A 26,019-nucleotide genomic window follows, 5' to 3' on the forward strand; every position below is an offset into this window, starting at 1 on the left:
TCGCCGCCCCCGGCGCGGTCGCCCGCGCCACCGCCCCGCCCCCGGCTGCTTTTGCAGTCGTAAATTTTCAGCGTTTCCGAGATTTTGCGAGCGCTACGCACTCGGTCGCGGGCAAGCGCGCTCCTACAGTGGTGTGTGCCAGATCAGGCGTTGGCCAGTTCTGCCTCTTTGGCTTCAGCCTTTTTGCGTGCCATCGAGGTGCGCATCTTGATGTTGATCGCTTCCACCGCCAGCGAGAACGCCATGGCGAAATACACGTAGCCTTTTGGCACATGCACATCGAACGCTTCGGCGATCAGCACGGTGCCGACCACGATCAGGAACGACAGGGCGAGCATCTTCAGCGACGGGTGCTTGTCGATGAAATCGCTGATCGCGCCGGAGCAGAGCATCATCACCAGTACCGCCACGATGATCGCGGCGACCATCACCGGTACATCCGAGACCATGCCGACCGCAGTGATCACCGAGTCCAGCGAGAACACGATGTCGATGATCGCGATCTGCACGATGGTGTAAAGGAACATGCCGCCGGTGCCTTTTGGTTCTTCGCCGCCCTCTTCTTCACCTTCCATGCCCTGGAAGATTTCCTGCGAGCTTTTCCACAGCAGGAACAGGCCGCCGAAGAACAGAATCAGGTCACGGCCCGAGATGCCCTGGCCGAATACGCTGAACAGGTCGGTGGTCAGGCGCATGACCCAGGTAATCGACAGCAGCAACAGGATGCGCGTGACCATCGCCAGCGCCAGGCCGAACAGCCGGGTGCGTTGTTGCATGGCTTTGGGCATGCGGCTGACCAGAATCGAAATCATGATGATGTTGTCGATTCCCAGAACGATTTCCAGGGCGGTCAGGGTAAAGAAAGCAACCCATATTTCGGGGTTGAGTAGCCATTCCATCTACGTTTCCTCAAGCGATAAAAAATCGCCGCCAGCACAGGCTGACGGCGATCAGGGGTGGTACAGGGAAAATCAGACGCTGCTGACGAGCGGGAAGATACCCATCACCAGTGCCGCGACCATGATGCACAGGCACACCAGGATCGCCCATTTCAGGGTGAAGCGCTGGTGGTCACCGAAATCGATACCGGCCAGGGCCACCAGCAGGTAGGTCGACGGCACCAGCGGGCTGAGCAAGTGAACCGGCTGACCAACGATCGAGGCGCGGGCCATTTCGACGGCGCTGATGCCGTAGTGCGAAGCGGCTTCGGACAGCACCGGCAGCACGCCGTAGTAGAACGCGTCGTTGGACATGAAGAAGGTGAACGGCATGCTCACCAGCGCGGTGATCACCGCCAGGTACGGGCCCATTGCATCGGGGATCACTGCCAGCAGGCTCTTGGACATGGCGTCTACCATGCCGGTGCCGGTCAGGATGCCGGTGAAGATACCGGCGGCGAAGATCAGGCCGACCACCGACAACACGCTACCGGCGTGGGCCGAGACGCGGTCTTTCTGGTCCTGCAGGTTCGGGTAGTTGATGATCATCGCGATGCTGAAGGCCACCATGAACAGCACCGGCAGCGGCAGCAGGCCCATGATCAGCGTGACCATCAGACAGAAGGTCAGCGCACCGTTGAACCAGATCATCTTCGGACGACGGGCGTCAGGGAATTGCGAGACGCTGATTTCGCTGTGGTCGATCTCGTCGCCGGCCAGTTGCAGCACGCCCAGGCGGGCCCGCTCACGCTTGCCGTAGAAGTACGAGATGGCCAGCAGGCAGATCACACCGGCCGCCATGGCCGGGATCATCGGTACGAAAATGTCCGAGGCATCCACATGCAGGGCACTGGCTGCACGCGCCGTCGGGCCGCCCCAAGGAGTCATGTTCATGATGCCGCCGGCCAGAATGATCAGGCCGGCCATGATCCGCGGGCTCATGCCGACGCGGCTGTACAGCGGCAGCATGGCCGCCACGCAGATCATGTAGGTGGTTGCACCGTCACCGTCCAGCGACACCACCAGCGCCAGCACCGCAGTGCCGACCGAGATGCGCATCGGGTCGCCCTTGACCATTTTCAGGATCTTGCGCACCGCAGGGTCGAACAGGCCCGAATCGATCATCAAGGCGAAGTACAGAATGGCGAACATCAGCATGACGCCGGTCGGCGCCAGCTTGGTGATACCGGCCAGCATCATCGGGCCGATCTGCGGACCGAAGCCGCCGAACAGGGCAAAAATGATCGGCACCAGAATCAGAGCGATCAGCGCGGTCATGCGCTTGCTCATGATCAGGTACATGAAGGCAATGACCATGGCAAAGCCAAGGAAAGTCAGCATGGCGAAACTCCAGACGTAATGCGGCCAGGGAAACCGGAAAAGGAAAAGTCAGTTCGGGTCAGCGAAGGGCTGTCTGGGTGCTGTCCTGGGAGGGGCGCGTAACGAGGGTGTACAGGGGGGAAGCAAGCATTTTAATCACCGTTATTCTTGTTGAGTGTCCGGGGGCTCTTGGCAGCCGCCCTGGCTTACCGGTCTGTTGCCGGTGCTGAAGGCGATGCTAAGCCCCCAAGCTTTCAGCCAGCTTTCAGTGGATCAAAGTTTTCTATGGATCCATTGATGTTTATTCAGGGCGATTAACGGTTACTTTTGTTTGACTGATTCCATGGTTTGGCTATTCAATGGATCCATTAAATAAAAACAACACCGGAGAGCCTGTCTCATGTACCCCACCAATACCTGGTATGTCGCCTGCACCCCCGATGAAATCGCCGAAAAGCCACTCGGTCGGCAGATCTGTGGCGAGAAAATGGTGTTTTACCGCGGGCCGGAAAACCGCGTGGTCGCGGTCGAGGACTTTTGTCCGCACCGTGGCGCGCCATTGTCGCTGGGGTATGTCGAGAACGGCCTGCTGGTCTGCGGCTATCACGGCCTAGCCATGGGCAGTGATGGCAAGACCGCCTCGATGCCCGGCCAGCGGGTGCGCGGCTTTCCGTGCAACAAGACCTTCGCCGTCGAAGAGCGCTATGGCTTTATCTGGGTCTGGCCGGGCGATCAGGCCCAGGCCGATGCCACGCTGATTCCGCACCTGGAATGGGCGGTCAGCGACCAATGGGCCTACGGCGGCGGCCTGTTCCACATCGGTTGCGACTACCGGCTGATGATCGACAACCTGATGGACCTGACCCACGAAACCTATGTCCACGCCTCCAGCATCGGCCAGAAGGAAATCGACGAGGCAGCACCGGTCACCCAGATTCAGGGCGACGAGGTGATCACCGCCCGGCACATGGAAAACATCATGGCCCCGCCCTTCTGGCGCATGGCCTTGCGCGGCAATAACCTGGCCGACGATGTGCCGGTGGACCGCTGGCAGATCTGCCGCTTTACCCCGCCCAGCCATGTGCTGATCGAAGTCGGCGTCGCGCATGCCGGTCATGGCGGTTATCACGCCGATGCGCGCTACAAGGCCTCCAGCATCGTGGTCGACTTCATCACCCCGGAAAGCGACACCTCGATCTGGTACTTCTGGGGCATGGCGCGCAACTTCAATCCGCAGGACCAGGCGCTCACCGCGAGCATTCGCGACGGCCAGGGCAAAATCTTCAGCGAAGACCTGGAGATGCTCGAACGCCAGCAGCAGAACCTGCTCAAGTACCCGGAACGCAACCTGCTCAAGCTCAATATCGATGCCGGCGGCGTGCAGTCGCGCAAGGTGCTGGAACGCATCATCGCCAGCGAGCGGGCGGCAACGCCGTCGCTGATCGCCACTGCCCAATAAACCGCCGGAGCCACCGAAATGATCGACGTCGTGGTGATTTCCCGCAAAGAAGAAGCGCCGGGCATTTGCAGCTACGAGCTGGCGCGTGCCGACCGCAGCCCGCTGCCGGCTTTCAGCGCCGGCGCACACATTGATGTGCATGTTCCGGGTGACGCCGGGCTGGTGCGCCAGTATTCGCTGTGCAATGCCCCGCATGAGCAGCATCGCTACCAGATCGGCGTGCTCGACGACCCGGCCTCGCGCGGCGGCTCGGCGACCATTCACCGGCAGTTGCAGGCCGGCATGAACCTGCGCATCAGCGAGCCGCGCAACCTGTTCGAACTGGCCCCCGAGGCGCGGCGCAGTTTGCTGTTTGCCGGCGGCATCGGCATCACGCCGATCCTGTGCATGGCCGAACACCTGGCGACCAGCGGCGCCGATTTTGAACTGCACTACTGCGTACGCGCCCGCGACCGGGCGGCATTCATCACCCGCTTGCAGGCCTCGACCTTTGCCGATCGGGTGTTTGTGCATGCCGATGAAGAACCGGCCAGCGCGTTGCAAGCCGCAGCGGTCCTGGCCGGCCCTCAGCCCGACATGCACCTGTACGTGTGCGGCCCCGGCGGTTTCATGCAGCACGTGCTGGACAGCGCCCGCGCGCAGGGCTGGAATGAAGCCAACCTGCACCGCGAATACTTTGCCGCCGCCCCGGTGGACACCAGCGCCGACGGCAGCTTCTCGGTCAAGGTCAACAGCACTGGGCAAGTGTTCGAGATCCCCAGGGACCAGAGCGTGATCCAGGTGCTGGAGCTGCACGGCATCGAACTGCCGGTGTCGTGCGAGCAAGGCGTGTGCGGCACCTGCCTGACCGGCGTGCTGGAAGGCATCCCCGAGCACCGCGATATGTACCTGACCGAAGAAGAACAGGCACTGAACGACCAGTTCACCCCGTGCTGTTCACGGGCGAAGACACCGCTATTGGTGCTGGATATTTAAGACGCCCAGACGCACGACCCTCGTAGGAGCGGCTTCAGCCGCGAATGGCACACCGCAATTGTGGTGTCTGCTTCCCGACTAAAGTCGGTCCTACGCGGTTCGCCGCATCGTCGTTCGTCGATGTGTTAGCGCTGGATCACTTTCATCCGTTCGGCTGAGGAGGCGCTGAAGATTTCGGCGTAGCGCAGGGTCGCGTTGGCGTGTTCGCGCATGATCGCTTCGGCGCGGGCGCCCTGGCGGTTGACCAGGGCATCGACGATGGAGTGATGCTGCATGTGCGCGTAGTTGAAGCGGCGGTATTCGCGGGCCATGTCGTGGCGGTCGATGGCCAGCGCGCTGACCGAGGCGAACGGCAGGTGGTCGTTGCGCGCCAGGGCATCGGCGATCGCCGGGTTGCCGCTGCCTTCGACGATGATCCGGTGAAAACGCATGTTCAGGTCGTGATAGACCTCAAGGTCGTCCTCGGTCACATAGCCCTTGTCGAACAGCGCATCACCCTCGACCAGGCAGGCGTGCAACTGCTCGCAGGCCTCGGGGGTCAGGCCGCGTTCGGCGCTTTGCCGCGCGGCCAGGCCTTCGAGCACACCGCGCACTTCCACGGCGCCGGCAATGTCTTGGGTGCTGACCGAGCGCACCTGAAAGCCACGCCCGCCGTGGCGTACCAGCAGGCCTTCCTGTTCCAGGGTACGAAACGCGATGCGCACCGGCATGCGCGAGACGCCGAACAATTCGGCGGTAGGCACTTCCATCAGCCGCTCGCCGGCCGCCAGTTCGCCGGCGGCGATCATCTTGCGCAACGCAACCAGCACCGTCTGGCCGGGCTTGTTCATGCAGGTTACTTCCAGCAATCAAGGGGCGCCCATGGTAGCGCGCTGGAATTAATCCACAAACGCTAATGGCAGCTTTGCGCTGTGCAGCCCGGCGACATGCCGGTCGGCCTCGGGCAGCAGCCAGGTAAAGAAGAACTGCGCGGTGTGCAGCTTGGCGGCGCGCAGCGGGTCGTCGGCATCCAGGTGCTGCGCCACGCGGGCGGCGCGGGTCCAGACAAACGCCTGCAAGGTCAGCCCGCACAGGCGCAAAAAGTCCCCGGCGGCGCGGTACGGGTATTCGGCATCCAGCGCGGTCTGCTCGACGCACAAGTGCCAGGCCTGTTCGAGGCCCTGGCAACGGTGCTGCAGCTCATCGGCCAATGCCCGGCACGGCGCTGACTGGCTGGCCAGCCGGGCTTCGTCGCGCAGGATCACCAGCAAGTGCTGCAAGGCCTCGCCGTTGTCGCCCAGCACCTTGCGCAGCAGCAGGTCGTTGGCCTGAATCTCGTTGCTGCCCTCGTAGATCATCGCGATGCGGCTGTCGCGCAGGGTCTGTTCGATGGCGAACTCGCCGACATAGCCATAACCGCCGAACACTTGCAGCGCCTGGCTGGCCAGTTGAAAGCCGCGCTCGGTAAAGAACGCCTTGATGATCGGGGTCAGCAGGCCGCTCAGTTGCGCGGCCTGGGCGCGGGCCTCGGGGGTGCCGGCGTGGTCGGCCTGATCGAGCAGGTGCGCGGCCCAGTAGCCAAGGGCACGCAAGCCTTCGCTGCTGGCGCGCAGTTCCAGCAGGGTGCGGCGTATCGCCGGGTGATAGTGGATCGGGTCGGCGGCGCTGGCAGCCACGCCTTCGGGACGCCGGGGCGCGCGCATCTGCCGGCGTTCGCGGGCGTATTCACGGGCGTTCTGCCAGGCGGCTTCGGCATGCCCCAGGCCTTGCAGGCCGACATGCAGGCGCGCCGAGTTCATCATCACGAACATCGCCGCCAGGCCTTGATGCGCCTGGCCGATCAGCCAACCCTGGGCATTATCGAAGACCAGCGAACAGGTGGCGCTGCCCTTGATGCCCATCTTGTGTTCGATACCGTCGCAGCGCACCGCGTTCAGCGTGCCGTCGTCCAGGCGTCTGGGCACCAGAAACAGCGAAATGCCGCGGCTGCCGGCCGGTGCGTCCGGCAAGCGCGCCAGCACCAGGTGCAGAATGTCGTCGCACAGGTCGTGCTCGCCGCCGGAAATAAACAGCTTGTTGCCGCTCAGCGCGTAGCTGCCGTCAGCTTGCGGCTGGGCGCGACTGCGCAGCAGGCCGACGTCGCTGCCGGCGTGTGGCTCGGTCAGGCACATGGTCGGCAGCGCCTGGCCGCTGACGATGTCGGGCACATAGCGGTCCTGGATCCACTGCGACGCGTGGGTCTTGAGGCACAAATAGGCGCCGTGGGCGATGCCGGTGTACATCGCCCAGGCGTGATTGCTGGCGTAGAGCATTTCCTGCAAGGCCGCATCCAGCAGTTGCGGCAGGCCTTGGCCGCCGTGTTCGGCACTGCACGCCAGCGCCGGCCAGCCGCCCTCGACCCAGGCTTTATAAGCGGCCTTGAAGCCTGCGGGGGTGATGACCTGGCCGTTGTCGAAGCGGCAACCTTCGCGGTCGCCGCTGGCATTCAACGGTGCGAGCACATCGCTGCAAAACAGCCCGGCCTGCTCCAGCACCTGAGTGGCAAGAGGCGCATCGAGAAAATCGAAGGCTTCGGTCTGGCGCCAGCTGTCAGGCGCGTCGAGCCAGTGCTCGATCACGAACTGCATGTCACGCAACGGTGACTGGTAGTGCCACATGGCAATCTCCTTATCAGTTACACCACAGGCCCCCTGTAGGAGCGCGCTTGCCCGCGACCGAGTGCGTAGCGCTCGCAAAATCTGCGAAACGCCACAAATTTACGACTGCTAACGCAGCCGGTCGCGGGCAAGCGCGCTCCTACTAGAGCCCCGTGTTTCAGGGGGTCCAATCCGGGTTTTCGATCAGGATGGCCATGCCTTGGCCGCCGCCGACACAGGCGGCGGCAATGCCATAGCGCAGGTTGCCTTCGCGCAGCTGGCGGGCCAGGGTCAGTACCAGGCGCAGGCCGCTGGCGGCCAGTGGATGGCCGAGACCAATCGAGCCGCCGCGGCGATTGAGGCGTTCGCCGTCCAGTTCCAGCTCGCGGGCCACGGCCAGCACTTGCGCGGCCTGGGCTTCGTTGATTTCCACAAGATCAATCTCGTCCAGGCGCAGGCCGCTGCGTTGCAGCAGCAGACGAATCGCCGGCGCCGGGCCGATGCCCATGTGTTCCGGTGCCACGCCGACCACCGCGCTGGCGCGTAAGTACGCCAGCGCCGCACGGTCCGACACCGGCCCGACCAGCGCCGCTGCGGCGCCATCGACCACCGCGCAACTGTTGCCGGCGGTCTGCACACCGCCGTCATGCACCGCCCGCAAGCGCGCCAGGGCTTCCAGGCTGCTGGCGCGGGGATGACTGTCCTGGCTGACGCTGTCGAGGCCGCGTGGCAGGCGAATGCCGCGTGGCTGATAACCGTCCAGCTCGAAGCGTTCATTCACCACCGGCACGATTTCGTCTGCCAGCCAGCCGCTGGCCTGCGCTTCAAGGGTCAGGCGATGGCTTTGCAGCGCATAGCGGTCGACGGCTTCGCGCGGCAAATCGTAATGCCGCGCCAGGCGGTCGGCGGTGGCGATCATGTCGATGCCAGGTGCCGGGTCGTGCAGCGCCTCCCAGAGAAAGTCCTTGAACTGCACGCCGGCACCAAGCTTGAAGCCATCGCGGTGGGTGTAGGCGGCAATCGGGTTGCGCGACATCGATTCGGCGGCCACGCACAGCGCCAGTTGCGCGCCCTCGCCCACTTGCACGGCGGCCTGGCGCAGCAGCTCGAAACCGGTGGCGCAGATCCGCTGCACGCCCAAGGCCGGCACATGCAACGGCACGCCGCTGTACAAACCGATATGCCGGGGCAGCAGGTACGCATCGAAACTGGCCTGGGCCATCGAGCCGGCCAGCACGCTGTCGACCTGCGTGGCTTCAAGTCCGGCGCGAGCCAGCACGCTGCGCCCGGCCTTTATCCCCAGGTCGATGGGCGACACCTGCGCCAGCGCGCCACCCAGATCGACCCAGGGCGTGCGCACCGCGTCGAACAGCGCCACCTCGGCAAACGCCGAATACTGGCCGGCGGCGTTCATGCCGGCACGCTGGCTGAATGGGATGCCGCGCGCAGAATCGTCGGGTCTTCGCCGCGATACAGCGCCTCGACTTGCGCTGCGCGCCACTGCAACACGGCGCGCTGGTTGATCGAGCCCTTGTCGGTGATTTCACCACGGTCGATGGACGGCGCCTCGACCAGCAGCGCGACCCACTCCAGGCGACTGGCATTGCCGGTGGCGTTCGCGTTCAAGCGTTGCAGCCAGCCGGCAAACCACTGGCACACCGGCGCGCTGGCCAATACTTCGGCGTCTGTGGCTTGCGCGCCGAGGCCGGCCAGTTGCCGACAGTCGTACACACGCGGGAACACCAGCGCGCCCAGGCATTCGCGGTCCGGTGCGGTGACCACGATGTCTTGCACATACGGCGAGCCTTCGAGCACCGCGCGGTTGCGCAGCGGCCCGACGCTGACGAACACACCGGACGACAGCTTGAAGTCCTCGGCAATGCGCCCGTCGAACATCAGCCCCAATTGCGGATCTTGCGGGTCGGCCAGCTTCAGTGCATCGCCCGAGCAATAGAAACCTTCACTGTCGAACGCCTCGGCCGTCTGCTGCGGCGAGCGCCAGTAGCCGGGCATGATGTGCGGCCCGCGAAAGCGCCCTTCCAGCTTGCCGTCGACCGGCACCAGACGCACTTCGCAGCCCGGCGCCGGCAGGCCGATGTAGCCGGCCTGCGACAGGGGACCTGTGGTGAAGGTGCACGACGGCGAGGCTTCGGTCATGCCCAGGCCTGCCATCATGCGGATGCGCTCGCCGCAATGCTGCTCGGCGACGCGGTCCAGACGGTCCCAGATGCTTTGCGAGAGGCCGGCGGCGGCAAAGAAGAACAGCTTCATGCGCGTGAAAAAGCGCTCGCGCAGTTCGGCGTCTTTTTCCAGCGCATTGACCAGTTCTTCCCAGCCCTTGGGCACGGTCAGGTAAGCGGTGGGCGAGATGTCCTTGAGGTTGCGCAGGGTTTCGACAAAGCCCTGCGGCGTCGGCTTGCCGTTATCCAGGTAAAACGTGCCGCCGTTATAGAGCACGATGCCGAGGTTATGACTGCCGCCGAAGGTGTGGTTCCACGGCAGCCAGTCGACCAGCACTGGCGGCTCTTCGCCGAACACCGGGAAGGTCTGCAACAGCATTTGCTGGTTGGCGCAGAGCATGCGCTGGGTGGTGACCACGGCCTTGGGCAGCTTGGTGGAGCCTGAGGTGAACAGGAATTTGGCGATGGTGTCCGGGCCGGTCGCGGCAAAGGCGGCTTCGGCCTCGGGGCCGCCGGGTTGTTCGAGCAGGCGCGCAAACGGCGTCAGCGCGCGGCCCGGCAACTCGCCGCGCACGCTGATCACCGCAACATCGGCGGGCAATACGGCGTCGATGGCTTTCTGATAGCTGGCTGTGTCGCTGACGAACACCAGCCCCGGTTGCAGCACATCACAGACATGGCGCAGCTTGGCAAAGTCCTGCGACAGCAGCGAATAGGCCGGCGACACCGGGCAATAGGGAATGCCGGCGTACATCGCGCCAAGGGCGATTTGCAGGTGTTCGATGTCATTGCCCGACAACAGCGCCAGCGGTCGTTCGGCCGACAGCCCGTAACCGAGCAGGTACTGGGCGATGGCGCGCACATCGTTGAGCATTTGCGCGTAGCTGACTTCGCGCCAGCCGCCGTGGCTGTCGCGGGCGGCGATAAAGGTCTGTGCCGGGCGCACCTCGGCCCAGTGCAACAGGCGGTCGAGCAGCCGGTCGGGAAGTTGGGCCAGCGGTTCCAGGGCGCGCATGTGCAGCACGCCGTGTTCTTCGGTGACCTGCACGGCCGGGTGGCCGATGGAGACCTGGCGATAGCGCGCAGGGTTGGGCCTGACGCTTGCGGATTGGGGATTCACGTGCTGCTCCTCCATCGAGACCGGCCACGCGGGCGGTCTCTGGCTGTCGCCTTATTGTTATTCAGGGGCGGGCGACGCAGGTCGCCCGGACGCAAGAGCGCTTTTATATCGGGTAATGCCGCGGGCCGTTCTGCAGCGTCACCCAGCGCAACTGGGTGAAGAAGTCGACCGAGGCGCTGGCGCCAAAGCTGCCGTAGCCGCTGGACTTGACCCCGCCGAAGGGCATCTGCGCCTCGTCGTGTACGGTCGGCCCGTTGATATGGCAAATGCCCGACTCGACGCGCTGGGCCAGCGCCAGGGCGCGGCCGGTGTCGCGGCTGAAGATCGCCGACGACAAACCGAATTCCGAGTCGTTGGCCAGGCGCAGCAGTTCTTCGTCGCCGCTGCCACGCACCACCACGGCCACCGGGCCAAACGATTCTTCGCGGTACAGGCGCATGCTGTCGGTGACGTGGTCGAGCAGGGTCGGCTGCAAGATGCTGCCGCTGCATTGTCCGCCGGCCACCAGCGTGGCGCCGTGGCTGACCGCGTCGTTGATCAGGCCCAGAATGCGTTCGCCGGCACTGGCATCGACCAGCGAGCCCAGCACCGAGGCCGGATCGTCCGGGCGGCCGGCGCGCAGGGTGGCGATCTTGGCGGCCAGCTTGTCGACGAAGGCATCGGCGACGTTGCTGTCGACGATCAGCCGTTCGGTCGACATGCAGATCTGGCCCTGATTGAAGTACGCCCCGAAGGCCGCCGCTTCAACGGCCGCATCGAGGTCGGCGTCGTCGAGCACCAGAAACGGCGCCTTGCCGCCCAGTTCCAGCAGCGCAGGCTTGAGGTGCCGCGCCGACAGCTCGCCGACAATGCGACCCACATGGGTGGAGCCGGTGAAGTTGACCCGGCGCACAGCCGGGTTGGCGATCAGTCGCTCGACAATGGCCGGCGCGTCGCTGGGGGCGTTGCTGATCACGTTGACCACGCCGTCGCCCAGCCCGGCTTCATGCAGAATCTGGCCGATCAGCCGGTGTACGGCGGGGCTCAGTTCCGAGGCCTTGAGCACCACGGTATTGCCGCACGCCAGCGGCATGGCGATGGCGCGGGTGGCGAGAATCACCGGGGCGTTCCACGGCGCAATACCGAGTACCACGCCGCACGGCTGGCGCAGCGCCATGGCAAAACTGCCGGGTACATCGGAAGGAATGACCTGGCCGACGATCTGGGTGGTCATCGACGCCGCTTCACGGAGGATATTGGCCGCCAGCTTGACGTTGAAGCCATACCAGTTGGCCATCGCGCCGGTTTCGCCGGCGGCGGCGATAAAGCGTTCGCTGTTGGCCTGTAACAGCTCGGCGCCCTTGAGCAACCGCGTGCGGCGCTCGTTGGGCGCCAGGGCGGCCCAGGCGGGAAACGCGGCCTGGGCCGCGGCGACAGCGGCATCGGCGTCTTCAAGGGTGGCGGCGGCGACGTGCGAGACGACCTCGCCGGTCACCGGGTTGCGCCGTTCAAAGGTGCGACCGTCACGCGCAGGCAGCGATTGCCCGCCGATCAGCAAGGGCACGTCGAGCATGGTTCTTCCTCTTTATTGTCTTTATCGGGAACACCGGACACCTCTAAAAACTACCTGCGTTGCCATCGCTGCGTTAAAAACAGGCTCACAATGCTCATTGACAACCAGTCAACTCCGCTTGCTCGCCTGTTTTTGCCTTGCGCTGACTGCCTCGCCTACGTTTTTAGAGGCGCCCTACAGGTGATTCGGGGGCGCGTCCGTATGGCGGGGCTCAGCGCTTGTAAGTCTGCAGGCCCGGCTTGATGCTTTTCTCGTCCAGGAACTGCTTCATGCCCTGCTCGCGGCCGCCTTCGGTGTCGAGCAGGCGCGACTGGTCGAGCTTGGCGTACAGGTAGTCTTCGTTCTGCTCCCAAGTCAGTTCGCGGCAGCGCTTGAAGCCGTGCTTGGCAGCGCGCAGCACGACCGGGTTTTTCTCCAGCAGATTACGCGCCAGCTCGATGGTGGTCTCGCGCAGTTGCTCAAGCGGTACGCTTTCGTTGACCAGGCCCATCTCGGCGGCCTTTTTACCGCCGAAGGTCTTGCCGGTCATGATGTAGTACAGCGACTGACGATGGCCCACGGTGTCGGCCATGGCCTTGCTGACCAGGTTGCCCGGCGGGATGCCCCAGTTGATTTCCGAAAGGCCGAAGGTTGCTTCGTCGGCGCAGATCGCCAGGTCACAGGCCACCAGCGGGCTGAAGCCGCCACCGAAGCACCAGCCGTTGACCATGGCGATGGTGGGCTTGGAGTACATGCGCAGCAGTTTCCACTGCCACTGCGAGGCTTCGCGGCGGATTTTTTCCTGCAGGATTTCAGGGCCCGCGTCGGTTTCGCGGAAGTATTCCTTGAGGTCCATCCCGGCAGTCCACGACTCGCCTGCACCGGTCAGCACCAGCACGCCGGCGTCGGCGTCCTGCTCCAGGGTCTCCAGCACGTCGATCATTTCCCGGTTGAGGGTCGGGCTCATGGCGTTGCGTTTTTCCGGGCGGTTGAGGATGACCCAGGCAATGCCTTCTTCGATCTCGACTTTGACGGTGCTCCAGCGGCCTTCGTAATTGCTCATGGTGGACTCTCTTGTTTTGTGTGTGGGCTTGGTTGCCGATGAACAAAAATTAGCCTGAGAAAATAGTTATGTCAATTAACTATTAATCGAATTAACCAAGCGTTTTATGTCTGCGTGGCGGCCTGCATCGATTCGCCCGGTCGTAGAGATAGCCATGACGGTCCAATCCCGGCAAACTGCATAGCCTTGTTAACTGACCGAATCAGGACTTGCCTCATGGCCAAGCTTTCCAGTGCTGCCCTTTTACGCGATGCCGTGCCAGGCGATGCCGACGCTCCGCTGGATGCGGCGCTGGACGACCTGATCGGTTACGCCCTGCGCCGCGCCCAGCTCAAGCTGTTCCAGAACCTCATCGCGCAACTGGCAGTACACGACCTGCGGCCGGCGCAGTTTTCGGCGCTGGCGATCATTGACCGCAATCCCGGGCTGATGCAGGCCGACCTGGCCCGGGCGCTTGCCATCGAACCGCCCCAAGTGGTGCCGCTGCTCAATAAACTCGAAAGCCGCGCGCTGGCGGTCAGAGTGCGCTGCAAGCCGGACAAGCGCTCGTACGGGATTTTTTTGAGCAAGACCGGTGAAACGCTGCTCAAGGAATTGAAGCAGATCGCCGTGCAAAGCGACCTGGACTCAACCGCCGCACTCGACGACACCGAGCGCGAGCAACTGCTGACGTTGCTGCGCAAGGTCTACCTGTAACGTCCTGACACCCCCCTGTGTAGGAGCGCGCTCGCCGGAATGCCGGACCACCGCGACCGGCTGCGTTAGCAGTCGTAAATTTTCAGCGTTTCCGAGATTTTGCGAGCGCTACGCACTCGGTCGCGGGCAAGCGCGCTCCTACACAAAGGTGTTGTGTTGGTGTGATGCATTACCAGAGCGGCAAGGTGTAGGTCGCCAGAAACCGCGTCTCAATGACGCCGAGCGCGAGCAACTGCTGGCGTTGCTGCGCAAGGTCTAACTGTAATGTCCTGACACCCCCTGTGTAGGAGCGCGCTCGCCCGCGACCGAGTGCGCTAGCGCTCGCAAAATCTGCGAAACGCCACAAAATTACGACTGCTAACGCAGCCGGTCGCGGGCAAGCGCGCTCCTACACAAGGTGTTGTGTTGGTGTGATGCATTACCAGAGCGGCAAGGTGTAGGTCGCCAGAAACCGCGTCTGGTTTTCGTCGCGAAAGGCTGCCCCGGTCGGGAAGTCGTTGCGGTAAATGGCCTTGCGCACCACAAAGCCCAGTTGCTTGAGCGGGCCGCTCTGGATCACGTAGCCCAGTTCCATCTGGAATTCGCGTTCCTTGCGGTCCTCGGCGCGCAGCGAGGTCAGTTCGATGTTGTCGCCGCGCACATAGCGCAGGCGGCTCTTGAGGCCGGGGATGCCGGCGGCGGCAAAGTCGTAGTCGTAGATGGCCTGCCAAGTGCGCTCCTTGGCATTGAGAAAGTCCGAGGCCATGGTCAGTTCGCTCATGCCCATCAGTTCGGTGCCCGACACATATGGTGTGGCGGTGTCGCCGGTCGAGTTCATGTAGCCGACGCCAAGCTTGTGCCCGCCCCAGCGGTACGAAAACAGGGCCGAGGCGTTGATGTTGTCGACCTTGCCGGCCTTGGCGGCGCCTGCTTCTTCGCTGAAAAAACTGCGCAGGTCGCTGGTCAGTACGCCGTCGCCCAGCGGCAGGTTGTGCAGCAGCGCCAAGGTGCTTTGCCGGTACAAATCGTCCACTTCGGCGTGGTACACGCGCACGCTCAGGTCCTTGTTGACCTGGTAGTCGCCGCCCAGATAGCTCATGTGCGAGCTGGTGGCCGCGCCGTTGAAGCGCCCGTTCGGCGAGGCGATGGCCATGTTCTGGTAAGAGGTCGAGTCGCGGCGGTTGATGCGGTCGATGTAGCCGGCATTCAGCGTCAGCCCGTCGATGTCCTTGGAACTCAGGGTGGTGCCGCGAAAGGTCTGCGGCAGCAGGCGCGACGGGCTGGCGAAGGCAAACGGCAGAAAGATCGACACATCGCCGGTTTTCACCGTGGTCTTGGCAAAGCGCAGTTTGCCGGTCAGCGCCAGGCGCGAGTAGTCGTCCGGGGCGCGTTTGTCGCTGGCAGACACCGGCAGCAGTTCGGTGCCGCTGCGGTCCGGCGATGAGTCCAGCTTGATCCCCACCAGCGCCCGCGCATCGAGGCCAAAACCCAATGCGCCCGGTGTATAGCCCGATTCGACATTGAGGATGAATGCCTGTGCCCATTCGCGGGCGGCGGTCTTGGCGCCGTTGTCCTTGTAGTCGCGGTCCAAGTAGTAATTGCGCAGCGTCAGGGTGCCGTGGCTGTCGTCCAGCAGACCTTCGGCGTATAGCGCCGGGCTGCACAGGCTCAAGCCAAGGCCCAGCCCCAGGCAGCAGCGAGCAGGAAGTGCATGAAACGGAAGGCTCGGGCGAGCCCCCTGGATGTCCGAAGGTGTGTCTGGCATGTCCGTTGTCCATTTATTGTTGTTGTTCTTGAGCGCGAGCGGCGCAGATCCCGTGCCGCTTGCGGGCAAGAATGGGAAGGCGGCACGCGGTCGTCAACGGGGAATATCCGATAATCGAACGTTAATTTTGTTATCTATATTTTCGGCTGGGCATGGTTTTGGTTAAGTCCATGTTTTTACTGAGCATGCTGGTTCGTCTGGCGATTCAGCATCGGCTTTGCTTTTTAGTTATCTTTGTTAATCTTATTTTCAAGCCCGGCATGACCCTGCTACCGTGCGGCCGTCAGCTTCGCGATCACAACAAAAACAACAATGAGGTTTATCCATGGACAGTTCATTGCGCCGCCCGGCGCTCACCATCGCGCTGTGCTTTATCGTGGCGCTTATCGAAGGCTTCGACCTGCAAGCGGCAGGCACGGCGGCTGCCGGTTTGCGCCATACATTCGAGCTGGACCCCAGGATGCTCGGCTGGGTATTCAGTGCCGGCATCATCGGCCTGCTGCCCGGTGCCTTCTTTGGTGGCTGGATTGCCGACCGGATCGGGCGCAAGAAAATCCTGATTGCCGCCGTGCTGCTGTTTGGTGTGTTTTCCCTGGCCACCGCCTACGTGCAGAGCTACGCGGTGCTGTTGCTGGTGCGCTTCATGACCGGGCTGGGCCTGGGCGCGGCCTTGCCCAACCTCATCGCCCTGTGCGCGGAAGCGGTGGGCGAGCAGCGGCGCGGCACGGCGATCAGCATCATGTACGCCGGCGTACCGCTGGGCGGCGCCCTGGCGGCGGTGGTGGCAATGCTTGGCGGCGATCACTGGCAACTGACGTTCATCATCGGCGGCATGGCGCCCTTGCTGGTGGTGCCGTTGATGATGGTGCTGCTGCCCGAGTCCACCGTGTTCCGTCAGCAGGCCGATGCCACGGCGCGGGTCTCGACTTCCAAAGCCCTGTTCGGCGAAAGCCGTGCGCCGATCACCCTGGCGTTGTGGGTCAGCTACTTCTTCACCCTGACGGTGATGTACATGCTGCTCAACTGGCTGCCGTCGTTGCTGATGGGCCAGGGTTTTAGCAAGCCTGAAGCCGGGCTGGTGCAGATGCTGTTCAACATTGGCGGCGCGCTGGGTTCGCTGTCCGGCGGCCTGCTGCTTGACCGCTTCAATGGCGTCAAAGTGGTGATCGGCGTGTACCTGGGCCTGCTGGCCGCGCTGGTCGGCGTCGGCCTGTCGGTCGGCATCGTGCCGATGGCGATCGCCGGCTTTGCGGCCGGTGTGTTCGTGATGGCGGCGCAACTGGTGCTGTACGCCATGGCGCCGCCGTCCTACCCGACCTCGGTGCGGGCGACCGGTGTCGGCGCGGCGGTGGCGATCGGGCGACTGGGTTCGGTGGCCGGGCCATTGGCGGCCGGGCAGATTCTGGCGGCGGGTGCCGGCACCACCGGCGTGCTGCTGGCAACCTCGCCGGGGCTGGTGATTGCGGCGCTGGCGATCATTACCGTGGTGTCACGCCCTGGCCTGGGCGTGCGACCACGGCTGAAGACCGCCAATTGAAGGCTTACAGCGCCTTTTCGAAGATCTTCGAATTACGCTGGTAGTTGTACAGCGAGGCACGCGCGCTCGGCAGGCGGTCAACGCTGCTGGGCTCGAAGCCGCGTTCGCGGAACCAGTGCGCGGTGCGGGTGGTGAGGACGAACAAGGTCTTCAGCCCCAGCGCCCGCGCACGGTTTTCGATGCGCTCAAGCAATTCATCGCCGCGCCCGCCATGGCGGTATTCCGGGTTGACCGCCAGGCACGCCAGCTCGCCGGTTTGCGAGTCGGCAATCGGGTACAGCGCCGCGCAGGCGATGATCATGCCTTCACGCTCGACCACGCTGAACTGCTCGATCTCGCGCTCCAGCACTTCGCGTGAGCGCCGCACCAGAATGCCCTGCTCTTCCAGTGGCGTGATCAGCTCGATCAGGCCGCCGACATCTTCGATGGCCGCTTCGCGCACGCGCTCGAACTGCTCTTGCGCGACCAGTGTGCCGCCACCGTCACGGGTGAACAGCTCGGTCAGCAGTGCGCCGTTTTCGGCGTAGCTGACGATATGGCTACGGCCCACGCCGCCACGGCACGCTTCGGCGGCGGCATCCAGCAGTTCGGCCTGGTAGTTGCTGCCCAGGCGCTGCAAATGCGCCGGCACTTGTTGCGGACGCAGCTCGCGCACCAGATGGCCGCGCTCATCCAGCAGGCCCTGTTCTTCGCCGAACAGCAGCAGCTTGTCGGCGCCCAGGTCGATGGCCACGCGGGTCGCGACGTCTTCGCAGGCCAGGTTGAACACCTCGCCGGTCGGCGAATACCCCAGTGGCGAGAGCAGCACGATGTGGCGCTCATCGAGCAGGCGGTTGATGCCCTTGCGGTCGACGCGGCGCACTTCGCCGGTGTGTTGATAGTCGACGCCTTCAAGCACGCCGATCGGCCGCGCGGTAACCAGGTTGCCGCCAGTGACCCGCAGCCGCGAGCCCTGCATCGGCGAGGCGGCAATGTCCATCGACAGCCGCGCCTCGATGGCGATGCGCAAGCCGCCGACTGCGTCGATCACGCATTCCAGGGTTTCGGCATCGGTGACCCGCAGGTCGCGGTGAAAGCGCGGGGTCAGGCCGCGCTGGGCCAGACGGCTCTCGATCTGCGGCCGGGTGCCATGCACCAGCACCAGGCGCACGCCCAGGCTGTGCAGCAGCACCAGGTCGTGGACGATATTGCCGAAGTTGGGGTGTTCGACACCGTCACCGGGCAGCATGACCACAAAGGTGCAGTCGCGGTGGGCGTTGATATAAGGAGAAGCGTGGCGAAGCCAATTGACGTATTCGGGCATAACCGCAAAAGCCTGTAAAAAGTTGGACGAAAGACACACAACACGCACAACAGAGGTGGCGGTTATCGTCGGAACAGGCTTGGCAACACGCGCATTCTCCTTTCTATCAAGGTTCGCTATCAGGGTTCGGCCTGCCGCTTATTGCGGGGTCAGGCAGTAATGTTCGATCAACTGGCTTAACAGACGCACTGTAGGCTGCAAACGTGACATTTCAAGATATTCGCCCGGCTGATGCGCACAGGCGATGTCACCAGGGCCCAACACCAGGGTTTCGCAGCCCAGCCGTTGAAGATAAGGCGCTTCGGTGCCAAATGCCACCGCTGCGGCCGTATGCCCTGTCAGACGCTCGGCAACCCGCACCAGTTCCGCGTCGGCGGCCTGTTCGAACGGCGCGCACTCCGGAAACAGCGGTTTGTAGTCGATCTGCACCTGATGCCGCTCGGCAAGGGGCTGTAGTTTCTGACGAATCAGCGAGCGCAAAATTTCCGGGTCCATGCCCGGCAGCGGCCGCAGGTCGAATTCCAGCGAGCACTGCCCGCAAATCCGGTTGGGGTTATCGCCGCCATGAATGCAGCCCAGGTTGAGGGTCGGCTGCGGCACCGTGAACTGCGGGTTGCGGTACTCGGTCTGCCATTGCGTGCGCAGGCCTTTCAGCTCGCTGATGGCGTCGTGCATGGCTTCCAGTGCGCTGTGGCCCAGGCTGGGGTCTGAAGAGTGGCCGCTGCGCCCGAGAATGTCGATGCGCTCCATCATCACGCCCTTGTGCAGGCGAATCGGCTTGAGCCCGGTCGGCTCGCCGATCACCGCCGCGCGTCCCAGTGGCCGGCCGGCATCGGCCAGGGCACGGGCGCCGGCCATCGAGCTTTCTTCGTCGCAGGTGGCCAGAATCAGCAGCGGCTGCCTGAACGGCTGGTCGAGCAACGGCCTTACCGCCTCGATGATCAAGGCAAAAAAGCCCTTCATGTCGCAACTGCCCAGGCCCACCCAGCGGCCGTCGACCTCGGTCAGCTTCAGCGGGTCGGTCTGCCACAACGCATCGTCGTAGGGCACCGTGTCGCTGTGCCCGGCCAGCACCAGGCCGCCCGGGCCGCTGCCGTAAGTGGCCAGCAGATTGAACTTGCCCGGCGATATGGTCTGGATCTCGCAGGCAAAGCCCAGGTCGCCCAGCCAGCCGGCCAGCAGGTCGATGACCGCCCGGTTGGACTGGTCCAGCGACGCCTGGGTGCAGCTAACCGATGGGGTGGCGATCAGCGCGGCGAACTGGTCCTTCAAGGATGGCAAGGGCATGAGCGGCTCCGCAGCAAGAGTGACAAGAGTGGCAAAACGCGATGCGGTCCATCATAGAGGCATAACGCGTCAGGAATAAACCGTGATGGCCCATGTCCTGTACACTGCCGTTCTCATCAGTACCAGCGTTTGGATTGCCCCGGCCATGCACAAAGAAACCGAAATCAAACTGCGCGTCAGCCGCGAAACCCTCGTCGCCCTGCGCGAGCATCCCCTGCTGAAAAAGCGTAACAAGAGCGGCTGGGAGCGCCTGGAACTGACCAACCAGTACTTCGATACCGCGGAACGCGACCTGGCCGGCGCCAAGGTCGCGCTGCGCATTCGCCGCGATGGCGAGCAGCTGATCCAGACCCTCAAGACCCGTGGCCAGAGCGTCGCCGGGCTGTCGGAGCGCAACGAGTTCAACTGGGACCTGGCCAAGGCCAAGCTCGACCTGAAGAAGCTCGATGACCAGTGCTGGCCCGAGCAACTGGCCGAACTCGACAAGAAAACCATCAAGCCGCTGTTCACCACCGATTTCGTCCGCGAAAAAGCCGAGATTGCCTGGGGTCGCGGCAAGGCCAAGGTGGTGATCGAAGCCGCGCTGGACCTGGGTCAGGTGGTGGCCGGCAAGCAGAAAGAAGAAATCTGCGAGCTGGAGCTTGAGCTGCGTGAAGGCGAGCCCGATGCCCTGCTGGAACTGGCCGCCGAGCTGGCCGCGACCCTGCCGCTGATGCCGTGCGATATCAGCAAGGCCGAGCGCGGCTATCGCCTGCTCGATGCCGGCAGCTACTCGCTGAGCCTCAAGGCGCCGCAACTGCACGCCGAACTGCCGCTGGACGACGCCTACACCGCGCTGGCCTGGCACCTGCTGGGCAGCAGCCAGCGGCTGGCCGAGCAATATCGCTTCAACGGTCACTGGCGCCTGCTGCAAGACTGGGTCGAGCAACTCGCCGAGCTGCGCGCCCTGACCGGTAGCCTGGGCCAGTGCGCCCCGCGCGCCACCACCGCCAGCCTGCGCAGCGCACTGGATGCCTTGCTCGAAGACTGGCGCCCGCTGGTGCAGGCCGGCCAGGACGACGAAGACGTGCGCGGCGCCGCCCATGAGCAGTTCCTCGAAGAACTGCAAGACACCCGCTGGGGCGAGTTCTCGCTGAACACCTCGCGCTGGTTGCTGGCCCGCAGCTGGACGGTGGATCGCAACAATCGCGGCAACCGCCTGGGCGCCGTCGAGCTGGGTAACTGGCTACCGACGCAACTGGCCGACGAAGCCCGGTCCTTGCAACTGACCCGTTACCAGCAACAGCCCGAAGACCTGGCCGAGCAACTGCCGCGCATCGAGCGCTTGCAGGCCTGGCTGCACTGGGCCCGCCATGTGCTTGAGCTGCCGGAGATGGACCGTTTGTATGGCGAGCTGAACAAGCTGGAAAAGCTGGCCAACCAGGACATCAGCGACGAAGTGCTCGACGCCCGCGTCCAGCAGGCGCTGACGGTCGCGCAGACCAAGACCTGGAAAGAACTGCTGAAGTTGTAATCCCGTGCCATTCGCGGCCATTGGCCGCGAATGGCTAGCGCCCGATCGGCAAGGTCGTGGTCGATTTGATTTCCGATAACGCCACGATCGAATTCACTTCCTGAATCCCCGGCACCATCGACAGTTTGTCGAAGAAGAATTTCTCGTAGGCCTCGATATCGGCCGTCACGATGCGCAACAGAAAATCCACCGCGCCCATCAGCACATAACACTCCAGCACCTCGGGAAACTCGCGAATCGCCTCGGTGAATTCGGCGAAGTTGGAGCGGCCGTGGGCGTTGAGTTTGATCTCGGCGAAGATTTGCGTATTCAGACCGATCTTCTTGCGATCGAGCAAGGTGACCTGACGGCGGATAACCCCTTCATCCTTGAGCCGCTGAATCCGTCGCCAGCACGGCGACTGCGACAAGCCCACTTGCTCGGCGATTTGCGCGCTGGAAAGAGAGGCGTCTTCCTGAAGAAGTGTCAGGATCTTGCGATCAAAGGCATCCAGCTCTGTTGACATGAATAATTCTCTTTGGGCGTGCATGACAGATTGATCATGCGCTATCTGGCGCTCAGGCCGGATAATAGACCAGTTTTGCCGCGATCTTCATGCAAGAATTTCAGCACTTGCTCAGGAGATCCGCCCATGCCCACGCTCGAAGCCGTACCTGCCTCGCCACGCCGCCCGGATGCCTGGTCCGCCGCTCAATCGCAGTGTGCGGTGCGCTACCGTATCCAGGCCGCCGCCGAGCCTGCGCTGCTCTGTCAGGTGCTGAACCTGTTTGCCATGCAGTATCTGGTGCCCAGCCAGATCAATATGTTGCGCCGTGGCGATGAGCTGCACATCGAGGTGGATGTGGATGGCCTGAGCGCGCACCGGGCCGAGGTGATCGGTGAAAAAATGCGCAACCTGATCGATGTCGATTCAGTGCAATTGCAGGCCCTCGATCACGCCCTGGCAGTCGAATCCATGGGCGCCCGAGCGATGGCGTAACCAATATTTGCAGCAATGCCTGTTCACATAAGGGGCGCAACACTGGCACGCTTGGGGTCTACGCTTGCTCGCTATCAGAGTGACACCTCTCCGGACTCGCCCAAGGAACCAGCATGGCTGTTCACGCTACCTCTTCCACGGACCGCTGGCTTGACCTCAACGATCTGCTGCGCGACCTGGTTACTCAGGGTCATCTGGAGCAAAGCGACGCCGAAACGGCCATCACCCTGCGGCGTGGTTCGGCCAATATTCAGTTGCACCCGCTGGAGTTTCTCGCCAGCCAGGCCTTTGAAGACCTCAAGCGTCCCGGTCGCAAGCTGGACCTGGAAACCCTGACCGCCTGGCTGGCGGCGCAATCAGGCCAGCCGTACCTGCGCATCGACCCGCTGAAGATCAACGTGGCGGCCGTTACCCCGCTGATGTCCTACGCCTTCGCCCAGCGCCACCGGATTCTGGCCGTGGCGGTGGACCGCGAGTCGGTGACCATCGCCAGCGCGCAACCTTATGTGCAGGGCTGGGAAGCAGACCTGTCGCATGTGCTCAAGCTGCCGATCAAGCGCGTGGTCGCCAACCCGGCCGATATCCAGCGCATGACCGTGGAATTCTTTCGCCTGGCAAAATCGGTCAGCGGCGCCACGGCAACCGATCAGAAAACCAGCAACATGGGCAACTTCGAGCAGCTGCTCAAGCTCGGTGCCAGCGACCAGGAGCCCGACGCCAACGATGCGCACATCGTCAATATCGTCGACTGGCTGTTCCAGTACGCTTTTCAGCAACGCGCCAGCGATATCCACATCGAGCCACGCCGCGAACACGGCACGGTGCGCTTTCGCATCGACGGCGTGCTGCACAACGTTTATCAGTTTCCGCCGCAGGTGATCATGGCGGTGGTCAGCCGGCTCAAGAGCCTGGGCCGCATGAACGTCGCCGAAAAGCGCAAGCCCCAGGACGGCCGGGTCAAGACCAGCACCCCGGCCGGCGGCGAGGTCGAGCTGCGGCTGTCGACGCTCCCGACCGCCTTCGGCGAAAAGCTGGTGATGCGGATTTTCGACCCTGATGTGCTGCTCAAGGACTTCGACCAGCTGGGTTTTTCCAGCGACGATTTGCGCCGCTGGCAGGGCATGACCTGCCAGCCCAACGGCATCATTCTGGTCACCGGCCCGACCGGTTCCGGCAAGACCACCACGCTGTACACCACGCTCAAGAAGCTGGCGACCAGCGAGGTCAACCTGTGCACCATTGAAGACCCGATCGAAATGGTCGAGCCGGCCTTCAACCAGATGCAGGTGCAGCATAATATCGACCTGACCTTCGCCAGCGGCGTGCGGGCCCTGATGCGTCAGGACCCGGATATCATCATGATCGGCGAAATTCGTGACCTGGAGACCGCTGAAATGGCGATTCAGGCGGCCTTGACCGGTCACCTGGTGCTGTCGACCCTGCACACCAACGACGCGCCCAGCGCCATCAGCCGCCTGCTCGAGCTGGGCGTGCCGCACTATCTGCTCAAGGCGACGATTCTCGGCGTCATGGCCCAGCGTCTGGTGCGCACGTTATGCCCGCATTGCAAGGCGCCCATCGAGCTGGACGAGGTCGACTGGCAAACCCTCACCCGTCCCTGGCAGGCGCCGGTGCCGGCCGGCGCGCACCGTGCCGTGGGCTGCGCCGAGTGCCGCGACACCGGCTATCGCGGGCGCGCCGGGGTGTACGAGATCATGCTGATGTCCGACGGCGTCAAGGCCCTGATCGCCGCCGACCTGGACCTCACCGCCATGCGCCGCCAGGCTTTCAAGGAAGGCATGCGCAGCTTGCGCCTGTCGGGGGCGCAAAAGGTCTCGGCCGGGCTGACTACGCTTGAGGAAGTGCTGCGCGTCACACCGCAGAGCGAACAACGTTGAAATACTTGCCCGCGTGCTGCATTGCTGTACATCGACGACAATCGCCGCCCTCAACTCGTACTGACAAGGAAGTACCATGCAAACCGGAAGTATCGTAATCCTCCTGTTCGTTGGCCTGGCACTGGCCATCGTGTTCATGGGCTTCAAGGTGGTACCGCAAGGCTACCAGTGGACCGTGGAGCGCTTTGGCCGCTACACCAACACGCTCAAGCCCGGCCTGAACATCATCATTCCGGTCATGGACCGCATCGGACGCAAGATCAACGTGATGGAAAGCGTGCTCGACATTCCGCCGCAGGAAGTCATCACCGCCGACAACGCCACGGTGCAGATCGATGCCGTGTGCTTCTTTCAAGTCATCAATACGGCCCAGGCCGCGTACGAGGTGAACAACCTCGAACACGCGATCCGCAACCTGCTGCAAACCAACATCCGCACCGTACTGGGCTCGATGGAGCTGGATGCAATGCTCAGCCAGCGTGACGGTATCAACGAGCGGCTGCTGCGCATCGTCGATGAAGCGACTGCGCCGTGGGGCATCAAGATTACCCGTATCGAGATCAAGGACATCAGCCCGCCGCAGGACCTGATGGCGGCCATGAGCGGACAGATGAAAGCCGAGCGGATCAAGCGTGCGCAGATTCTTGAAGCCGAAGGCTTGCGTGCCTCGGCGATCCTGACCGCCGAAGGCAAGAAGCAGGCACAGATCCTTGAAGCCGAGGGCAGCCGGCAAGCGGCCTTTCTGGAATCCGAAGCCCGTGAGCGCCAGGCCGAGGCCGAAGCGCAGGCGACCCGCGTGGTGTCCGAGGCGATTGCCACCGGCAACGTGCAGGCCATCAACTACTTCGTGGCACAGAAATACATCGAAGCGCTCGGCCAGCTGGCGTCTGCCGACAACAGCAAGGTCATCCTGATGCCGCTGGAAGCCAGCCAGGTCATCGGCGCGGTGAGCGGTATCGGCGAGATCGTCAAAGCCACTTTCGACCGCAAGGCCTGAGGCGCACACCATGAGCTGGCTGTCTAACCTCTCGTTCTGGGACTGGCTGGCGCTGGGCACGATCCTGTTGATTCTGGAAGTGTTCGGTGCCGGCGGCTACCTGCTGTGGATCGGCATCGCGGCGGCGGCGGTCGGTGTGCTGAGTTTCGTGCTGCCGGAGTTGCCATGGACCGCGCAGTTTCTGCTGTTCGCGGTGTTTGCGGTGCTGACGGCGGTGTACTGGTGGTATCGGCAGCGTACGGCGGCGCGGCCTTCGGACCAGCCGGGGCTGAACAGGCGCGGTCATGAACTGATCGGCCACAGCTTTGTGGTGCAGCAAGCCATCGTCGAAGGGCGCGGCAAGATCAGGGTTGGCGACAGCGTGTGGATCGTGGTCGGGCCCGATACAGCGGTGGGCAACCGGGTCAGGGTCGTGAGCCAGGACGGTACGGTGCTGAAGGTCGAACCGGTGTGAGCCATCGAGGGCGCAGGGAACTACAGGAGGCGGAAAATCTCCAATGGCTTGGAACATCCCCTATCTGGAGTACTTCACCATGCGTCTGAAACTTGCTGTCGCCACCTGTGCTCTGCTCTCTCTTCCGGTCGGTTCGGCCATGGCCGATGCCGGTTTCTGGCGTGACGTCATTTCGTCGGGTGCCACTACCGGTTCTACTTACCTGACCTTCAAGGATCACAAGCTGATCGTCGCCGCTCAAGACGACGCCGGTAGCTTCGTGGCCAGCGATGGCGGGATTCGCGGGCCATTCCTGGAGGCCGCCATTGCCCAGGTACGCCAGGACAATCCTGGCCTGCAGGCCAGCGACATGGAACTGGCCAACGCGATCCTGACCCGCGAAGCTCAGTGATACACGTAAAACGCGTACA

General features: G+C 63.5%; 22 protein-coding genes. 10 read left to right on the top strand and 12 right to left on the bottom strand.

Annotated features, from left to right (window positions below; genetic code table 11):
* Positions 1-143 precede the first annotated feature (143 nt).
* On the bottom strand, positions 144-899 hold the full coding sequence (locus ACYAS9_RS14690; RefSeq protein WP_463569035.1) for a TerC family protein: 756 nt from the start codon (positions 897-899) through the stop codon (positions 144-146).
* Between the two features lie 72 nt (positions 900-971).
* On the bottom strand, positions 972-2,279 hold the full coding sequence (locus ACYAS9_RS14695; RefSeq protein WP_463569036.1) for a CitMHS family transporter: 1,308 nt from the start codon (positions 2,277-2,279) through the stop codon (positions 972-974).
* Positions 2,280-2,658: 379 nt separating this feature from the next.
* Between ACYAS9_RS14695 and ACYAS9_RS14700 the strand changes: the two genes are divergently transcribed.
* On the top strand, positions 2,659-3,717 hold the full coding sequence (locus ACYAS9_RS14700; RefSeq protein ID WP_463569037.1) for a Rieske 2Fe-2S domain-containing protein: 1,059 nt from the start codon (positions 2,659-2,661) through the stop codon (positions 3,715-3,717).
* A gap of 18 nt (positions 3,718-3,735) precedes the next feature.
* Complete coding sequence (locus ACYAS9_RS14705; RefSeq protein ID WP_463569038.1) at positions 3,736-4,692, top strand: PDR/VanB family oxidoreductase; 957 nt, start codon at positions 3,736-3,738, stop codon at positions 4,690-4,692.
* 125 nt (positions 4,693-4,817) lie between these two features.
* Here the strand turns inward: ACYAS9_RS14705 and ACYAS9_RS14710 are convergent, their stop codons facing one another.
* The 6 genes from ACYAS9_RS14710 to ACYAS9_RS14735 all read right to left on the bottom strand — a co-directional run bounded on the left by ACYAS9_RS14710 (position 4,818) and on the right by ACYAS9_RS14735 (position 13,201).
* Complete coding sequence (locus tag ACYAS9_RS14710) at positions 4,818-5,522, bottom strand: GntR family transcriptional regulator (RefSeq protein WP_463569039.1); 705 nt, start codon at positions 5,520-5,522, stop codon at positions 4,818-4,820.
* A 48-nt stretch (positions 5,523-5,570) separates the two neighbouring features.
* Positions 5,571-7,328, bottom strand: coding sequence for an acyl-CoA dehydrogenase family protein (locus ACYAS9_RS14715; RefSeq protein ID WP_463569040.1), 1,758 nt, complete (start codon positions 7,326-7,328; stop codon positions 5,571-5,573).
* A 157-nt stretch (positions 7,329-7,485) separates the two neighbouring features.
* Entirely contained in the window at positions 7,486-8,721 is a 1,236-nt protein-coding gene (locus ACYAS9_RS14720; RefSeq protein WP_463569041.1) for a thiolase family protein, read from the bottom strand.
* Positions 8,718-10,607, bottom strand: a complete 1,890-nt coding sequence (locus ACYAS9_RS14725) for a feruloyl-CoA synthase (RefSeq protein WP_463569042.1) — start codon at positions 10,605-10,607, stop codon at positions 8,718-8,720. The genes ACYAS9_RS14720 and ACYAS9_RS14725 overlap by 4 nt, the downstream gene beginning before the upstream one ends.
* A gap of 103 nt (positions 10,608-10,710) precedes the next feature.
* Positions 10,711-12,159 carry an aldehyde dehydrogenase gene (locus ACYAS9_RS14730; RefSeq protein ID WP_463569043.1) on the bottom strand — a complete coding sequence of 483 codons (1,449 nt, stop codon included), beginning with the start codon at positions 12,157-12,159 and terminating at the stop codon, positions 10,711-10,713.
* A gap of 211 nt (positions 12,160-12,370) precedes the next feature.
* Complete coding sequence (locus tag ACYAS9_RS14735) at positions 12,371-13,201, bottom strand: p-hydroxycinnamoyl CoA hydratase/lyase (protein WP_463569044.1); 831 nt, start codon at positions 13,199-13,201, stop codon at positions 12,371-12,373.
* 216 nt (positions 13,202-13,417) lie between these two features.
* On the opposite strand from ACYAS9_RS14735, the gene ACYAS9_RS14740 reads away from it, so the two are divergent.
* Positions 13,418-13,897 (top strand): MarR family winged helix-turn-helix transcriptional regulator, encoded by a 480-nt coding sequence (locus tag ACYAS9_RS14740; RefSeq protein ID WP_463569045.1) that lies wholly within the window; start codon positions 13,418-13,420, stop codon positions 13,895-13,897.
* Between the two features lie 418 nt (positions 13,898-14,315).
* On the opposite strand, the gene ACYAS9_RS14745 is transcribed toward ACYAS9_RS14740, so the two are convergent.
* Positions 14,316-15,641 carry an OprD family porin gene (locus tag ACYAS9_RS14745; RefSeq protein WP_463569046.1) on the bottom strand — a complete coding sequence of 442 codons (1,326 nt, stop codon included), beginning with the start codon at positions 15,639-15,641 and terminating at the stop codon, positions 14,316-14,318.
* 325 nt (positions 15,642-15,966) lie between these two features.
* On the opposite strand from ACYAS9_RS14745, the gene mhpT reads away from it, so the two are divergent.
* The gene (gene mhpT / locus ACYAS9_RS14750) at positions 15,967-17,178 is read left to right on the top strand and encodes a 3-(3-hydroxy-phenyl)propionate transporter MhpT (RefSeq protein ID WP_463569047.1); all 1,212 of its coding nucleotides are present in this window, start codon (positions 15,967-15,969) and stop codon (positions 17,176-17,178) included.
* 4 nt (positions 17,179-17,182) lie between these two features.
* On the opposite strand, the gene argA is transcribed toward mhpT, so the two are convergent.
* Both argA and argE read right to left on the bottom strand, forming a co-directional pair.
* Entirely contained in the window at positions 17,183-18,481 is a 1,299-nt protein-coding gene (gene argA, locus ACYAS9_RS14755) for an amino-acid N-acetyltransferase (protein ID WP_463569048.1), read from the bottom strand.
* A gap of 138 nt (positions 18,482-18,619) precedes the next feature.
* Positions 18,620-19,768, bottom strand: coding sequence for an acetylornithine deacetylase (gene argE / locus ACYAS9_RS14760; RefSeq protein WP_463569049.1), 1,149 nt, complete (start codon positions 19,766-19,768; stop codon positions 18,620-18,622).
* 145 nt (positions 19,769-19,913) lie between these two features.
* On the opposite strand from argE, the gene ACYAS9_RS14765 reads away from it, so the two are divergent.
* Complete coding sequence (locus ACYAS9_RS14765) at positions 19,914-21,281, top strand: CYTH domain-containing protein (RefSeq protein ID WP_463569050.1); 1,368 nt, start codon at positions 19,914-19,916, stop codon at positions 21,279-21,281.
* A 34-nt stretch (positions 21,282-21,315) separates the two neighbouring features.
* On the opposite strand, the gene ACYAS9_RS14770 is transcribed toward ACYAS9_RS14765, so the two are convergent.
* The gene (locus ACYAS9_RS14770; protein ID WP_463569051.1) at positions 21,316-21,786 is read right to left on the bottom strand and encodes an Lrp/AsnC family transcriptional regulator; all 471 of its coding nucleotides are present in this window, start codon (positions 21,784-21,786) and stop codon (positions 21,316-21,318) included.
* A gap of 126 nt (positions 21,787-21,912) precedes the next feature.
* Between ACYAS9_RS14770 and ACYAS9_RS14775 the strand changes: the two genes are divergently transcribed.
* From ACYAS9_RS14775 to ACYAS9_RS14795, 5 genes are all read left to right on the top strand, one after another.
* Positions 21,913-22,260, top strand: coding sequence for a hypothetical protein (locus ACYAS9_RS14775; RefSeq protein WP_463569052.1), 348 nt, complete (start codon positions 21,913-21,915; stop codon positions 22,258-22,260).
* Between the two features lie 113 nt (positions 22,261-22,373).
* Positions 22,374-24,158 (top strand): type IV pilus assembly ATPase TfpB, encoded by a 1,785-nt coding sequence (tfpB, locus tag ACYAS9_RS14780; protein WP_463569053.1) that lies wholly within the window; start codon positions 22,374-22,376, stop codon positions 24,156-24,158.
* A gap of 76 nt (positions 24,159-24,234) precedes the next feature.
* The gene (locus ACYAS9_RS14785; RefSeq protein ID WP_463569054.1) at positions 24,235-25,155 is read left to right on the top strand and encodes an SPFH domain-containing protein; all 921 of its coding nucleotides are present in this window, start codon (positions 24,235-24,237) and stop codon (positions 25,153-25,155) included.
* A 10-nt stretch (positions 25,156-25,165) separates the two neighbouring features.
* Positions 25,166-25,609 carry an NfeD family protein gene (locus tag ACYAS9_RS14790; RefSeq protein ID WP_463569055.1) on the top strand — a complete coding sequence of 148 codons (444 nt, stop codon included), beginning with the start codon at positions 25,166-25,168 and terminating at the stop codon, positions 25,607-25,609.
* A 79-nt stretch (positions 25,610-25,688) separates the two neighbouring features.
* Positions 25,689-26,000, top strand: coding sequence for a DUF2388 domain-containing protein (locus tag ACYAS9_RS14795; RefSeq protein WP_459743454.1), 312 nt, complete (start codon positions 25,689-25,691; stop codon positions 25,998-26,000).
* Positions 26,001-26,019 lie beyond the last annotated feature (19 nt).

Source organism: Pseudomonas sp. HP_08 (genome assembly GCF_055284095.1).